Origin of the sequence: Enterococcus sp. 2201sp1_2201st1_C11_2201SCRN_220225 (genome assembly GCF_040925905.1) — a bacterium.
In the GTDB taxonomy this organism is placed as follows: domain Bacteria; phylum Bacillota; class Bacilli; order Lactobacillales; family Enterococcaceae; genus Enterococcus_C; species Enterococcus_C asini_A.
In genome coordinates this window covers 50,159-64,829 of sequence record NZ_JBCOJC010000008.1, presented here as the reverse complement: position 1 = coordinate 64,829, position 14,671 = coordinate 50,159, and the positions used below count along the sequence as shown (strand labels likewise).

Sequence of the window (14,671 nt, the reverse complement as noted above, 5' to 3'; positions counted from 1 at the left end):
GTCGGGAAGAAGTTATTGCGACGATTAAGAAGATTAAAGACCGAAACAACTTGACTGTGCTTTCTATCACCCATGACATTGACGAGGCTGCCAATGCTAATCGAGTCTTAGTGATGAAAGAAGGACGGTTGATTGATGAAGGAACACCTGAAAAGATTTTTTCTGCGGGACCGAAATTAGTAGAATTAGGTTTAGATTTGCCTTTCCCGGAAAAATTAAAGGCAGCGTTGAAAGAACGGGGCGTAACTGTCCCTGCTGAGTATCTCACTGAAGAAGGGATGGTGGACTGGTTATGGACATCCGTTTTGAACAAGTAGGCTTTACCTATCAGCCCAACTCACCTTTTGAGACGAAGGCTTTATTTGATATCGATCTACAGGTGAAAGAAGGCTCTTATACGGCATTGGTCGGCCATACCGGTAGTGGCAAGTCCACCTTGTTGCAACACTTAAATGCTTTGTTAAAGCCCACAGAGGGAATTGTCAAAATCGGGGAGCGTACCATTACTCCGGAGACAGACAATAAAAATTTAAAGCCGATTCGCAAAAAAGTGGGCATTGTTTTTCAGTTTCCCGAAGCCCAACTTTTTGAAGAAACAGTGGCAAAAGATATCGCCTTTGGTCCCAAAAATTTTAGTGCCACGGACGAAGAAGGGTTGGAGTTAGCTAGTCGCTATTTAAAATTAGTCGGCTTAGATGAAAGTTATTTGGAACGTTCACCTTTTGAATTATCAGGAGGTCAAATGCGCCGAGTCGCCATTGCCGGGGTTTTGGCTATGGAGCCAGAAGTTTTGGTGTTAGACGAACCCACAGCAGGACTGGATCCCCAAGGCCGTAAAGAAATGATGGAAATGTTTTGGCACTTGCATAAAGAAGAAAATATGACCATTGTGTTGGTAACGCATTTAATGGATGATGTGGCAAATTTTGCTGACTATGTTTACGTTTTGGAAAAAGGGCGCATTGTAAAAAGTGGTACTCCCCAAGTTGTTTTTGAGGATATTCACTGGGTGGAAGAAAAGCAAATTGGGGTGCCCACTGCGACAGCTTTTGCAGAAAAACTGGTTCAAAAAGGACTGGCTTTTGATCATTTGCCCCTCACTGCGGCGGAACTCGCCGATCAGTTGATCAGTATGGGAGGGTTGTCCCATGATGAATAAATTGATTTTTGGCCGTTACATTCCCGGTGATTCTGTGATTCATAAACTGGATCCCCGAGCCAAATTAATTGCCAGCTTTTACTTTATCGGGGTGATCTTTATTGCCAACACCTGGCAGAGTTACCTCTTTGCAGGACTGTTTACTTTAGGCTGTGTTTTGTTGTCTAAGATTAGCTTGAGCTTCTTTATTAGAGGCGTCCGGCCATTGATTTGGTTAATCCTCTTTACCGTAGCTTTGCAGATGTTTTTCACCACTGGCGGTAAGGTGTATTGGAGTTGGTGGATTTTTACCTTAAGTGAATTTGGTGTCATGAATGGTCTCTTTATCTTTTGCCGGTTTATTTTGATCATCTTTATGTCCACATTATTGACACTAACCACGGCACCTTTGGAATTATCCGATGCTATTGAATATATTTTACGACCTTTGAAAGTGGTTCATTTTCCCGTTCATGAGATTTCGCTGATGCTTTCCATTGCATTGCGCTTTGTGCCCACATTAATGGATGAAACAGAGAAAATTATGAATGCGCAACGGGCTCGTGGAGTAGATTTTGGCGAAGGAAATCTGATTCAAAAGATGAAAGCTGTGATTCCGTTGTTGATTCCGCTGTTTGTCTCTAGTTTTAATCGAGCGGAAGATTTGGCCACAGCCATGGAAGCACGAGGCTATAATGGTGGGGAAGGCCGCACTAAGTATCGTAAGTTGGACTGGCACTTGCGGGACACGCTGACGGTAGTCGTCTTTGCCTTATTCACAGTGGGCTTGTTACTGTTACGAAAATAAAAATGGAGGGCTGTGACACAGGTCGCAGCCTTTTTGCTAGGTTTAAGAAGAAAGGATACAAAAAATGGTACGTTACAAAGCAATCATCGCCTACGATGGCACAAATTTTAGCGGTTTTCAGCGCCAACCCAATGGCCGTACAGTACAAGAGGAATTGGAAAAACTATTAAGCCGCATGGCAGATGGGCAAGAAGTCATGGTTCACGGCTCTGGTCGCACCGATGCTGGTGTTCATGCTTTAGGCCAAGTGATTCACTTTGATTTTCCTTATGAGCGTCCTTTAGAACGCATGCGTTATGCCTTGGATACTCAATCTCCAGAAGATATTGCCGTCTCTAGTGTGGAAATTGTTTCAGAGGAGTTTCATGCCCGTTATTTAGTGAAAGAGAAGACCTATCAATTTAAAGTGGATATCGGCAAGCCACGCAGTCCTTTTCGTCGCAATTACGCGAGCTACTATCCTTATCCCTTAGATTTGGAACGGATTTGGCAAGCTTTACCGGATTTAGTAGGCACCCATGACTTTACTTCTTTTTGCGCTAGTGGCAGTTCGGTGGTGGACAAAGTGCGGACAATTCATGAAGCGAAGATGGTGGTTAATGAAGCCGGGGATCAGCTGACTTTTACTTTTCGCGGGGATGGTTTTTTGTATAAGATGATTCGGATTTTAGTAGGCACTTTGCTGAAGATTGGCAATGGGCGTTTGGCGGCGGACAGTATTCCCGCTATTATTGCCGCAAAAGATCGCAATCTAGCCGGGCCCACCGCCCATCCAGAAGGACTTTATTTAGCAAAAGTCAGTTATGGCGATGAAAAGGAAATAAAGCTTTAGTATTGGATGCTTAAAAGCTCTTTATGAGGCTTTAAGCCACAATCTAGGGGAAAATATAAAGAAACAACGCATCTTGACTGAGGGGCTACTAAGGCCCCTATCAAGATGCGTTGTTTAGTTTAATTGGTGCTTTTTACGATACTGACGGTCATAAAAGAGAAATAAGCTTAGGCACAGGACAAAGGCAACTGCTCCTGGCTTCAATCCTTGGGGCAAGTAGTTGAAGGTGATGTTGTGTTTGCCACTAGGGACTTTAATGGCCACAAAAGCATCTTGAAAGGCGGTAACTGCTACTTTTTTGCCGTCGATTGTAGCATGCCACCCTTTTTCATAAGGAATGGTAGTCACCAAAAGTTGTTCTTGGTCACTGTCTGTAGTTCCTGTTGCGTTGTGTTTACCCACGTTAAGAGCTACTCCTTTGGTCTGCAAAACATCCATGGCTTTTTGGTAGGCCACGGTGTCTAAAAGCAAGACTTGAGGGTTTTGCAAGCCGATGGACGTAGTGCCGTAGAAGCTAGCAGTAAAAGAAATAGTCGTTTCCTGATCGTAATAACCTAAGTCATAGTACTGACCGGTGATATTAATCTGGCTTTTGCGCTGGGTACCGTTGACGAAAAGAGTCACAGTAGAGCTTTTCAACTGGGCGTAATCTTGGGGGTACAAGCTGAGATAAGCCTGTTGATGAGCTGGAATCGTGACTTGCCAAGTGACGTCTTTTGCTAAGTTGCCTTCTTCTTCTGTGATGGTGGTGTAGATGCCGTTTTGAGTTACCGTGGCATTGCTCGTTTCGGTAATGGCAATGGGCTGGAAGGTAAAGTATTGTTGGTTTAAACCTGCCAAGGCATTTAATAAGTTTGTTTGGCTGGTTAAATTGTCATTTGCCGGTTGCTCTACATCGACAGCCTTAGGATCGGTTAAGAGGCCTAAAGGTAGTGCATTTTCATTTTCATAAGAGGTATAGTTCTTCGTATTGTCATTTTTGGTAAAGCCGTATTTGCTTAAAGGCTCTTTAGTCAAATTGTATTTAATGCCCATTAAGCTATCCATAATTAATGTATTGTTGGCATAGCGAATGTTTAAATTGGTGCCTCGAGAGCGGAAACCTAATTTTTCCAAGTAGCCAGAAGAGTGGCGATTGCGAATGGACGAAAACATACTGATGCCACTGTAGCCGTAATTCAAACCGTCATTGGAAGAAACAGGGTCAAGGTTTTCTAAGCGATAAAAAGTATCGGGATTTGCCTTGGCATTGTCATCTACCAGTTCTTTGATTTCTGGATAAGGCTCGGTGTACAAGCTGCGTGAAGCGTAGTTCCAGTCGTTTAAAATTCCCCGCAACATGCCATTGGTATTGGCTCCCACTTCAATACAAGTCAATAGTAAAACTAAGAACGTAAACTGTTTAATGGTAAAGAAATTCCACTTGCGGAAAGTGAAGAGCATTAAGTAAATTGCGAGAAAGATCAAAGTTAAAATAACAGAAGAAATCTTGATGTAGTTGTAACTTCCCTTAGGTCGCAAACCGTATGCTAAAGCAAAAGTGCCCATTAAAACTAAAAGTAAGCTGGCAAAGGTTTGCCAGTGTTGGTCTTTTAATTGCTCCCAGCCATAGCCTGCCAACATCACCACTAGAAAGGAAAACAAGAAGGCGTAGCGGAATAAAAACATATTAGGCGCGTGCATGCCATGCCAAAAGAGATTTAACGGCACCAGATAAAAACTAGCAATTAAAATGGCGAAGAGACTAGCGTAGAGTACTTTGTGAAGCCAAGGTACTTTCCGACTAATAAAGTAATAAAGACAGAGCGCTAAGGGCAATAATCCAGCGTAAATAAAGGGAATAGAGCCGTATTTGGTAGTATCATATACTGCCACCATGTTTTTCATAATCAAATCTAGCGGCGCCGTTGCTTCGGTTTTTAGCTTAGTGACAGTGGATAAGGTTTCCCCATTTGCCTGTAAATCTAAGACTGCTGGCAAAATCATAATCATAGAAGCGCCTGTGGCCAGTCCAGCGGTAAGAAAATAAGGAAGTAAACTTTTGAGTTGTTTTTTCGGTGCCATTAAAAAGCGAGTGATAAAGTACAGGCCGGAAAATAAAGCGACCATAAAGCCCATGTAAAAACTGGTGATAAACATAAGCAAATAGCTGAAAAACAATAGTTTCGGGCTTTTTTTCGCTAATAAGCGGTCAATGCCCCAAATAATCAATGGCAACCAGACAAAGGCATCTAACCACATGATTAATTCAGAATGAGCGGTAGTAAAGGACATTAAGGCGTAAAAAATTGCTAAAATCACATAGGCCAAATTCGGTAATTTAAAGCTGTGTTTGGCGTAGAGCCAGAAGGTCAATCCAGCGGCACCGATTTTTAATAAAGTCAGAAAATACAAAGCATCTGGCATGTATTGATTAGGAAACAAAATTACAATCGGCGTAAAGACGCCGCCTAAGTAATAGGAAACCAAAGACAAGTAGTTTAGGCCTAAAGACGCATTCCACGTGTAGAAAAAGCCTTGCTTGCCTAGCATCATATTGCGGAAACTGGCGTGAAAATTGGAAAATTGGGAAAAAGCGTCACTAGCTAACACGCTGCGACTACTGCCGGGATAAATACCTAAAGTCAAATAGACCAAGGCCATAATCAGAACTGGCAAGGCAAAACTAGCCAGCAAGTAGCGTTTATTTGCTTTGATAAATTGTTTTTGGGAAATAAACATCAAGTCACCTACTTCTAAATTTCTCTGATAAGTTTACCATATTCTCTAGGGATTGAGAAAAGTCTGCTGGTTTTACTAGCGGATTTATGAAGATGTTAAGAAGGTAAAGCAATTACTGGCTAAGTATGTGGCGTGGCACTTTTGGCGGTCTTGTGGTGGTAGGGCTAGAAGGATTTTGGGATGAGGTGAGTGAGGGCACTATTTTTATCGGCAAGTCCTGCTGGTTTGCGGGATTTGTTGGTTTTCCAAGAATGAAAGGCACAAAAAAACCGCCTGCTAAACAGACGGTTGCAAATTTGTTGTGAATTAAACGCGCTCAACTTTTCCTGATTTCAAAGCACGAGCAGAGACCCAAACTTTCTTAGGTTTCCCGTCGATCATCACGCGTACTTTTTGCAAGTTAGGTTTAACTGTACGTTTTGTAGCGTTCATCGCGTGGGAGCGGTTATTTCCACTTTTTGTTTTGCGTCCTGTAAAGTAGCAAACTTTAGCCATGTGATTCGTTTCCTCCTTTGCCTTGATCTTGGAGCGCAGATTTCGCTCATACCAAAAGAATTTACCACAAATCCAGAAACTTTGCAAGTAGATTTTCGGGGAAACATTGACAAGTGAGGGGAAACCATGTAAATTTGTAACGTTGCAGTCCAATAAGTAAAGGCTAAAGGGACGCTACTTTTAATTCCTGCGGGCCTATGATAGAATATTATAGAAATAATTGGGCGTATTTTGCGTCAAAGGAGGCTTATTCATGGCTGTAAAAATTAAGACTCAATCCGGCACAATCGAAATCACCAATGAAGTGATTGCAACAGTGGTCGGCGGTGCAGCAACCGATGTCTTTGGCATCGTGGGCATGGCCAGTAAAAAACAAATCAAAGACAATATCAACGAAATTTTAAAACGGGAAAATTATTCCAAAGGGGTTGTGGTGCGCCAAGAAGAAAATGGCATCGCAGTGGATGTTTACACCATTGTGAGTTATGGTACCAAAATCTCTGAAGTTTCTCGAAATGTGCAAGAAAAAGTGAAGTACAATTTGGAAACCATGTTGGGAATCACTGCGAATTCTGTTAACGTGTTTGTCCAAGGGGTACGAGTACTGCCTGACTAGGTAGCGGATCTGCTGTCTTTACCGGTGGCGATCGATTTGAAGGAGGATTACAGTGAAAGTAACGAATATTAGTGCCGGCCAGTTTTCTGAAATGGTGCAGGCCGGTGCCAATCGCTTGCAGGCAAATGCCGAATATGTCAACTCTTTAAATGTCTTTCCAGTACCCGATGGCGATACGGGCACGAATATGAACATGTCGATGGAATCCGGAGCAAAAGCTGTAGCGGATTCTCCTGCGGAAACCGTGGGAGCTTTGGCTCAAGTCTTTGCTCGGGGTCTTTTAATGGGCGCTCGAGGCAATTCTGGGGTAATTTTGTCCCAATTAATCCGGGGTTTTTCCAAACAAATTCCTGATGTGGTGGAATTAGGGGCGGAAGATTTGGCCCATGCCCTTACCCACGGGGTGGATACTGCTTATAAAGCGGTAATGAAACCAGTGGAAGGGACGATTTTAACGGTCGCCCGGGTAGCCGCAGAATACGGGGAACGAAAAGCCAAAGAAACCGATGACTGTATCGAAGTCATGGAAGCTGTCGTCAGCGGGGCAAAACGGGCTTTAGCTAAAACACCAGACTTATTACCAGTCTTAAAAGAAGTTGGCGTAGTAGACAGTGGCGGCCAAGGTTTGCTTTATGTCTATGAAGGATTTTTGGCTGCTTTAACCGGCGAATACGAAGCTACTGAAGCCTTCGAACCAACTCCGGCAGCTATGGATGAAATGGTCAACGCAGAACATCACCGTAGCGTTCAAGGACATTTAGCCACAGAAGACATTAAATTTGGTTATTGTACGGAAATCATGGTGAAAATCGGTGAAGGGCCAACGGTGGATGACACCTTTGATTACGAAACTTTCCGGAATTATTTAGACGGAATTGGGGATTCTTTATTAGTGGTCAACGATGATGAAATCATCAAAGTTCACGTCCATACAGAACACCCTGGAGAAGTCATGAACTATGGTCAAAAATTTGGTTCATTGATCAAAGTCAAAGTGGACAATATGCGTCTTCAACATGAAACCATCTTGGAACACGATGAACAAGTGGATACTTTTGTGGAACAATCAAAAGAACGGATTCCCTATGGCGTAGTTGCCATTGCAGCTGGAGCGGGCTTGCAAGAGCTGTTCACTAGCCTTGGAGCTAATTACGTGATCAATGGTGGACAAACCATGAATCCAAGTACAGAGGATATTTTAAAGGCCATTGAAGAAGTTAATGCAGATAAGGTGATCTTATTGCCAAACAATAAAAACATCTTTATGGCAGCGGAACAAGCGGCAGAAGTTGCAAAAATTCCAGTAGCAGTCATTCCAACCCGGACCATTCCTCAAGGGATGACGGCAATGTTGGCCTTTAACGAGCAACAAGACTTAGACGACAACAAAGTTAATATGACCGAAGCGATTGCGGGGGTGGTTTCTGGCTCAGTGACCCATGCCATTCGAGATACTGCCATTGATGGTGTAACCATTACAGAAGGCGACTTTATCGGCATGGTAGACGGCAAAATCATCTACTCTGAAAAAGATCGCTTGCAAACGGCCATTGACACTTTAAAAGCCATGGTCAGTGAAGAGACAGAAATCTTGACCATTATCTTTGGAGACGAAGCAGATGAAAAGGAAGCCCAACAAATCGCCGATGCTCTTCAAGCTACTGACAGCGACTTAGAAATCGAGCTTCACCAAGGAGATCAACCGGTTTATCCTTATCTCTTTGCAGCAGAATAAACAGTAAGTGTAAACTAGTTTGCACTTAGCGAATAGTTGAATTTGGTAGGAGGCTGGGACGCGTTTGTCCTAGCCTCCTCTTTTACAAGGGAGGGTGAGCAGTGAAAGACGTTTCGGTGCAGTATTTAAAAGGTGTGGGAGAAAAGCGAGCCCAAGATTTAGCTGCCTTAGGAATTGAAAATGTGGCGGATTTACTCAGTTACTATCCCTTTCGTTATGAGGACATTCAAGAACGAAAGCTGACAGAAATCAACGACCAAGAAAAAGTTACCATTAAAGGAGTGGTAGTCGCTCCAGCTGTGGTCAATCGCTTTGGGTATAAAAAATCGGTCTTACGCTTTCGCATGATGCAAGATCACGCTGTCTTCAATGTTTCTTTTTTCAATCAACCCTATTTAAAAGATCAAGTGGAACTAGGAGAAGAGCTGGCAGTTTACGGCAAGTGGGATGCAAAGAAAAAAGCCTTAACCGGCATGAAAATTTTGGCAAATGGTCACCAAGGAGACTTTGCGCCAATTTATCACTTGTCCCAAAAAATAAAGCAGAAGACCTTGATTCCTTTGATTCGCCAAGCCTTTCATGATTATGGGGAGCAAATTGAAGAAAACCTGCCTTTGGCTTTGCGAGAGAAATATCGCTTAATGGACAAAGGGGCCGCCATGTACGCCATGCACTTTCCTAAAGATCCTAAAGAACATCATCAAGCGAAACGTCGAGTGGTCTTTGAAGAGTTCTTTTTGTTTCAAATGAAACTCCAAGGGTTAAAACTCAAGGAAAAGTCGGTTTCTCAAGGTTTAGCCATTCAATACGACAATGAACGCTTGAAAGCTTTTATCGCTAGCCTGCCTTTTGACTTAACCAAAGCCCAAAAGAAAGTTACCAATGAAATTTGTCGTGATTTAATGAGCCCAGAACACATGCAGCGTTTGTTGCAAGGGGATGTGGGGAGCGGTAAGACGGTAGTAGCTGCTATCGCTTTATACGCCACTATGACTGCAGGGTTTCAAGGTGCGTTAATGGTACCTACAGAAATCTTAGCCCAGCAGCATATCGAAAGCTTAAATCAGCTTTTTGATCCCTTAGAAGTCACGACTGCTTTATTGACCGGTTCCACACCTATAAAAGAGCGCCGAGTGATTTTAGAAGAATTAGCCAATGGCACCATTGACATCGTGGTAGGGACCCACGCTTTGATTCAAGAAGGCGTAGCGTTTAAAAATCTGGGACTGGTGATTACCGATGAACAACACCGTTTTGGGGTGAATCAGCGAAAAGTATTGCGAGAAAAAGGCTGGCGTCCAGATGTGCTCTTTATGACGGCAACCCCTATTCCTAGAACGTTGGCAATCACCGCTTATGGAGAAATGGATGTGTCCATAATTGATGAATTGCCAGCAGGACGGATTCCCATTGAAACGCGCTGGGTGCGCCCAGGACAGCTAGACAGTGTATTGGATTGGAGTCTTAAGGAATTAGGCCGCAACCATCAAATGTATGTCATCTGTCCTTTAATTGAAGAATCAGAACAGCTCGATGTGAAAAATGCTGTGGAAATTCATGACCACCTAGCGGCTTTTTACGGGGAGCAGTATCAAGTGGGCTTGTTGCACGGACGGATGAAAAATGCCGAAAAAGAAGAGATTATGACGGATTTTAAAGAAGGGAAAACCCAAGTCTTAGTCTCCACTACGGTAATTGAAGTAGGCGTTAACGTGCCCAATGCTACGGTCATGTTGATTATGGATGCGGAACGCTTTGGACTGGCGCAATTGCACCAATTGCGGGGGCGAGTGGGCCGGGGAGCGGAGGCTTCTTATTGTATTTTAGTGGCGGAACCGAAAAATGACATGGGCAAAGAGCGGATGAAAATCATGACTGAGACCAATAATGGCTTTGTTTTAAGTGAAAAAGATTTGGAACTCCGGGGCCCTGGTGAAGTCTTTGGTTTCCGACAATCGGGACTACCTCAGTTTGTGGCAGGAGATTTGGTGGCGGATGCCAATATTTTAGAAGTGGCCCGTGAAGAAGCTAAAGCGTTGTGGCAAATGGAAAACTGGCAAGTCTTACCTAATTATCAAGGACTGGCTAAGGAACTTGCAGATCCCGAGAAGGCTTTCTTTGATTAAGAAACGAGGCGCACTTTACTAGTCCTTTTTCTTACAGGAAGTTCTATGCTATACTTTGTAGAAAATTAATTCTTTTCCAGGAGGATTGGAACAAATGATGAGAATCGCAGTGGATGCTATGGGTGGCGACAATGCCCCTAAAGCCATCATCGAAGGGGTTGTTCTTGCTAAGAAGAAATTTCCCGATATTGAATTTCAACTTTACGGCAAAGAAGCCGAAATCAAAAAATATTTAGACGATGAAAAAAACATCAAAATCATTCACACAGACGAAAAAATCAACAGCGACGACGAGCCGGTGAAAGCCATTCGTCGTAAAAAGCAAGCTTCCATGGTCTTAGCAGCCCAAGCGGTGAAAGACGGGGAGGCAGATGCAATTTTTTCAGCGGGGAATACGGGGGCCTTACTTGCTGCCGGACTCTTTATTGTGGGGCGGATTAAAGGGGTGGAACGTCCCGGCTTGATGTCCACATTGCCGGTTATGGGTAAAAACCAAGGTTTTGATATGCTAGATTTGGGTGCCAATGCCGACAATAAAGCAGAACATTTGGTGCAATACGGGATTTTAGGTTCTTTTTATGCTAAAAATGTCCGCAATATCCAAAATCCGAAAGTGGGCTTATTGAACAATGGCACGGAAGAAACCAAAGGCAGTGAGTTGACGAAAAAAGCGTTTCAGCTGTTAAGCGAAGAGCCAAGCATTAACTTTATTGGCAATGTGGAAGCCCGAGAATTATTAAATGGCGCAGCTGACGTGGTGGTGACCGATGGCTTTACCGGGAACGCTGTTTTAAAATCCATTGAAGGCACGGCTTTAAATCTTATGGCCTTGTTAAAAGATGCCATTAAAGAATCGGGCACCAAAGGCAAGCTAGGGGCTTTCTTTATGAAAGATAGTCTCTATGCCTTAAAGGATGCCTTAGATTATTCTCAATACGGTGGTGCGGTACTCTTTGGCTTAAAAGCACCGGTTATTAAAACCCACGGAGCGACAGGACCAGATGCAGTGGCAAATACCATCAAGCAAATTCATACAATGTTGGAAACCAATGTAGTGGGAGAATTGGTTGCCCAATTTGAAAAAGAATCAGACAAAGACGTGCAATCTAATTGACATCTTTGTCATAATTTTGAAAAATGTTCTGGACAAAGTGTCATAAAGAAAGTAAAATGACTATTAGCTAACTTTGCTTGTTGGTCAAAAGCGTGGAGGTGAATGCAATTGACGCGAGAAGAAGTCTTTACAAAAGTAGCAGGAGTTATCGCCAATCACTTTGAGGTGGATCCTGAAAAAGTAACGGATCAGATGAGTATTAAAGACGATCTAAATGCTGATTCTATCAGTGTCATGGAATTTGTATTAGAGCTTGAAGACGAGTTCGGTACTGAAATTTCTGACGAAGATGCAGAACAAATTGAAACAGTGGGCGGCGCCGTGGATTATGTCTACAATCGCTTGAATAAATAAGCCCTTGAACTTGGAAAAGACCGCAATTTGCGGTCTTTTTTTCATAGACTGATAACCAAATTTTGTGGGGAAATGAGGTGGATATTTGCTTTGCAGATTCAAATGTAGCGTAAGTTTCTCGTCCATTTTGGTATACGGTTTTTAAAGTGGCTAAATAGAGTAGCCCTCTTTAGTAGATAACGTTATTTCAATTCTGCTCTGCTCCCAGACTACTTAACACGCCGATGTCACAATCCTTCGTACGGTTTTTCTGAAAAAGCTCAGAAAACAAGGCGGTTACAAGTCTGAAAAAAGTCTTTTTTACTAGTAATCGATACTTTTCCATTAGAAAGTGTTTGTTTTTATAGACTTTTTTGTTTTTTTTTATTACAATTACACGTAGATATTTTTTAGGAATGCTGGCAAGTCGACAAAAAACCTTCGTTATTAGAACAAGTGCAAAGCGCTAATGATGACGCAGCTGTTTGATGAGTTCAGAAAAACTTAAAAGATACGAATTTTTTCACGGGGGAATTTTAATAATTAATAAAAATTCCTGACTCTTTCAACTAATTCGGTAGGAAGATTAAAAAAATATGTGAGAAAATTCGCTTTTTTTTACAAAAGATTTTTCTGATAATTCAAAAATAATAGATTTTTTTGAATTGACAAACCGACGTTATTCCGATAATATCTGACTAATTTCATAAAGCGGTTGATTATGGAAAAAAGGAAAATTGGAGGTATGGACATGAAAATGAAAAAAGTACTAGCTTCTCTGTTTGTTGCAACGCTTGCTCTAAGTGCTTGTGGCGGTGGAGGAAACGACTCGAAAGGCTCTGATAAAGGAGATGGCGGTTCAGCAAGCGAATACAACTATGTATTTAAGACTGATATCGAAACTCTAGATTACACCTTCTCTCAACGTCAAAGTAATAGTATCCATTATTCTAACTTTGTGGACGGATTGTACGAATGGGATCCAGAAGGAAATTTAGTACCAGCTTTGGCTGAATCATATGAAGTTAGTGAAGATGGTTTGACCTATACCTACAAAATTCGTGAAGGGGTTCCTTGGGTGGATGCAGAAGGCAATGAATATGGTGCTGATGTAACGGCCAATGACTGGATCACTGCTTTGAAACACGCAGTCGAAAAGAAATCTGAAACTTTGTACATCGTAGCTGACAGCATTAAAGGTTTGTCTGACTACATTGCTGGGAAAACCGATGATTTTTCTACCGTGGGTGTGAAAGCCGTTGACGACTACACTTTGGAATACACCTTAAACGCTCCTGAAACATATTGGCCTTCTAAATTGACTTATGGAATTTTGTATCCAATCAATGAAGAATTCTTAAATGAAAAAGGCGATGATTTTGGTCTACCAGAACCAGACTCCATCCTTTACAATGGACCATTCTTATTAGCTAGCAACACGGCAAAATCTTCTATCGAATACACGAAAAATGAATCTTACTGGGATTTAGACAACGTGAATATCGATAGCGTGAAATTGACCTACAATGACGGCTCTGATCCAGACTGGTTGTACAAACAATATCAAGCTGGTGATTTAACTGAAGCACGGGTTTATCCAAACTCTGCCGGTTATAAAGATGTGCAAGCGGAAAACGGCGACAACGTCAACTTCGCTTTGCCAGGTTCTTCTACCTTTAACATGACCTTCAACTTTAACCGTCAAGCTTATGAGCACACTTCTAAAGAAACAGACAAACAAAAAGAAGATACCAAAAAAGCAATCATGAACTTGAACTTCCGGAAAGCCTTCCAGTTCGCGTTCAATAAAACAGCTTACCGGGCACAAAGCGTTGGGGATGACGGTGCTGCAGCTGCCTTGCGCAACACCTTAGTACCAACTGACTTTGTAACCATTGACGGCAAAGACTTCGGTGCAGTGGTTCAAGAGAAAGTTCAAGCCGCTGATGCAGAAGCCTTTGGGGATATCAACTTGGCACAAGGTCAAGACGGTACGTACAACGTAGACAAAGCCAAAGAATACTTCGCTAAAGCGAAAGCTGAGTTGGAAGCGGAAGGCGTAGAATTCCCAATTCACTTGGACTTGCCAGAACAAGAAACGGCTGAAGTACTCGTAAATGCGGATAAATCCATGAAACAATCCGTAGAAGATGCCCTAGGCAAAGAAAACGTCGTAATCGACATCCAATTGCTAAACGAAGATGCTTATTACGCAGCAACCTACCAAGCAACTTCTTCTGCCGCAACAGACTACGATATCTCTACTGCTTCTGGTTGGGGACCTGACTACATGGACCCATCTTCTTACTTGAATATCTACAACTCTCACTCTGGGGATATGTTGACTACATTAGGTCTTGATGCTGATACAACCCTTGAAGGCGAAGACACTGGTAAGGCAGCCAAAGAAGCCTTGAAATTGTCTGAATACGATGCGTTGTTAGATAAAGCGTCTGCTATTACTGACGATGTAAACAAACGTTACGATGCTTACGCTGATGCAGAAGCATGGTTGGTGGAAAATGTTATCCAAGTGCCAATCTTTGCTAGCCAAGGATTCCCATCTGTATCAAACGTTGTACCATTCTCCACAGCCTTTGGTTACTCTGGTCTAGGATATGACGGTTTAGGTCTAGGACGTTACAAATATATGGAAGTCCAAGACGAAGCAGTTAGCCAAGATCAATGGACGAAAGCTCATGACGAGTGGTCAAAAGCTCGTGAAGAAGCTGCCAAAGCGGAATAAGTAAAAA

Annotated in this window: 11 protein-coding genes and 1 pseudogene; 10 read left to right on the top strand and 2 right to left on the bottom strand. The window is 42.6% G+C overall.

What is annotated here, in order from left to right; all coding sequences use genetic code 11:
- The 4 genes and pseudogenes from AB5754_RS03975 to truA all read left to right on the top strand — a co-directional run.
- Positions 1 to 317 (top strand): annotated as a pseudogene (locus tag AB5754_RS03975) (energy-coupling factor ABC transporter ATP-binding protein); the annotation flags it as partial.
- Positions 293 to 1,159, top strand: coding sequence for an energy-coupling factor ABC transporter ATP-binding protein (locus AB5754_RS03970; protein ID WP_368250530.1), 867 nt, complete (start codon positions 293 to 295; stop codon positions 1,157 to 1,159). The pseudogene AB5754_RS03975 and the gene AB5754_RS03970, both read left to right, overlap by 25 nt.
- Positions 1,149 to 1,946 (top strand): energy-coupling factor transporter transmembrane protein EcfT, encoded by a 798-nt coding sequence (locus AB5754_RS03965; RefSeq protein WP_311833806.1) that lies wholly within the window; start codon positions 1,149 to 1,151, stop codon positions 1,944 to 1,946. Before AB5754_RS03970 ends, AB5754_RS03965 begins: the two co-directional genes overlap by 11 nt.
- Positions 1,947 to 2,010: 64 nt before the next feature.
- The gene (truA, locus tag AB5754_RS03960) at positions 2,011 to 2,778 is read left to right on the top strand and encodes a tRNA pseudouridine(38-40) synthase TruA (RefSeq protein ID WP_368250531.1); all 768 of its coding nucleotides are present in this window, start codon (positions 2,011 to 2,013) and stop codon (positions 2,776 to 2,778) included.
- 114 nt (positions 2,779 to 2,892) lie between these two features.
- Here truA and AB5754_RS03955 read toward each other — a convergent pair whose 3' ends face one another.
- Both AB5754_RS03955 and rpmB read right to left on the bottom strand, forming a co-directional pair.
- Entirely contained in the window at positions 2,893 to 5,499 is a 2,607-nt protein-coding gene (locus AB5754_RS03955; protein ID WP_368250532.1) for a YfhO family protein, read from the bottom strand.
- 306 nt (positions 5,500 to 5,805) lie between these two features.
- Positions 5,806 to 5,994: a 50S ribosomal protein L28 gene (gene rpmB, locus AB5754_RS03950; RefSeq protein WP_010754734.1), complete on the bottom strand. Its 189-nt coding sequence runs from the start codon at positions 5,992 to 5,994 to the stop codon at positions 5,806 to 5,808.
- Between the two features lie 253 nt (positions 5,995 to 6,247).
- Here rpmB and AB5754_RS03945 point away from each other — a divergent pair, with 253 nt between their 5' ends.
- The 6 genes from AB5754_RS03945 to AB5754_RS03920 all read left to right on the top strand — a co-directional run bounded on the left by AB5754_RS03945 (position 6,248) and on the right by AB5754_RS03920 (position 14,664).
- Positions 6,248 to 6,610, top strand: coding sequence for an Asp23/Gls24 family envelope stress response protein (locus AB5754_RS03945; RefSeq protein ID WP_311833809.1), 363 nt, complete (start codon positions 6,248 to 6,250; stop codon positions 6,608 to 6,610).
- A gap of 52 nt (positions 6,611 to 6,662) precedes the next feature.
- A complete protein-coding gene (locus tag AB5754_RS03940) occupies positions 6,663 to 8,345 on the top strand; it encodes a DAK2 domain-containing protein (protein ID WP_368250534.1) in 1,683 nt (560 codons plus the stop codon).
- A gap of 101 nt (positions 8,346 to 8,446) precedes the next feature.
- Complete coding sequence (gene recG, locus AB5754_RS03935; RefSeq protein ID WP_368250536.1) at positions 8,447 to 10,471, top strand: ATP-dependent DNA helicase RecG; 2,025 nt, start codon at positions 8,447 to 8,449, stop codon at positions 10,469 to 10,471.
- 97 nt (positions 10,472 to 10,568) lie between these two features.
- Complete coding sequence (gene plsX / locus AB5754_RS03930) at positions 10,569 to 11,585, top strand: phosphate acyltransferase PlsX (protein WP_311834088.1); 1,017 nt, start codon at positions 10,569 to 10,571, stop codon at positions 11,583 to 11,585.
- 108 nt (positions 11,586 to 11,693) lie between these two features.
- Positions 11,694 to 11,939, top strand: a complete 246-nt coding sequence (acpP, locus tag AB5754_RS03925; RefSeq protein ID WP_311833812.1) for an acyl carrier protein — start codon at positions 11,694 to 11,696, stop codon at positions 11,937 to 11,939.
- Positions 11,940 to 12,675: 736 nt separating this feature from the next.
- Positions 12,676 to 14,664, top strand: coding sequence for a peptide ABC transporter substrate-binding protein (locus AB5754_RS03920; protein WP_368250608.1), 1,989 nt, complete (start codon positions 12,676 to 12,678; stop codon positions 14,662 to 14,664).
- Positions 14,665 to 14,671 lie beyond the last annotated feature (7 nt).

Coding starts and splice junctions, on each gene's coding strand:
- AB5754_RS03970 (WP_368250530.1), top strand. CDS start 293: ATGGACATCCGTTTTGAACAAGTAGGCTTTACCTATCAGCCCAACTCA.
- AB5754_RS03965 (WP_311833806.1), top strand. CDS start 1,149: ATGATGAATAAATTGATTTTTGGCCGTTACATTCCCGGTGATTCTGTG.
- truA (WP_368250531.1), top strand. CDS start 2,011: ATGGTACGTTACAAAGCAATCATCGCCTACGATGGCACAAATTTTAGC.
- AB5754_RS03955 (WP_368250532.1), bottom strand. CDS start 5,499: ATGTTTATTTCCCAAAAACAATTTATCAAAGCAAATAAACGCTACTTG.
- rpmB (WP_010754734.1), bottom strand. CDS start 5,994: ATGGCTAAAGTTTGCTACTTTACAGGACGCAAAACAAAAAGTGGAAAT.
- AB5754_RS03945 (WP_311833809.1), top strand. CDS start 6,248: ATGGCTGTAAAAATTAAGACTCAATCCGGCACAATCGAAATCACCAAT.
- plsX (WP_311834088.1), top strand. CDS start 10,569: ATGAGAATCGCAGTGGATGCTATGGGTGGCGACAATGCCCCTAAAGCC.
- AB5754_RS03920 (WP_368250608.1), top strand. CDS start 12,676: ATGAAAAAAGTACTAGCTTCTCTGTTTGTTGCAACGCTTGCTCTAAGT.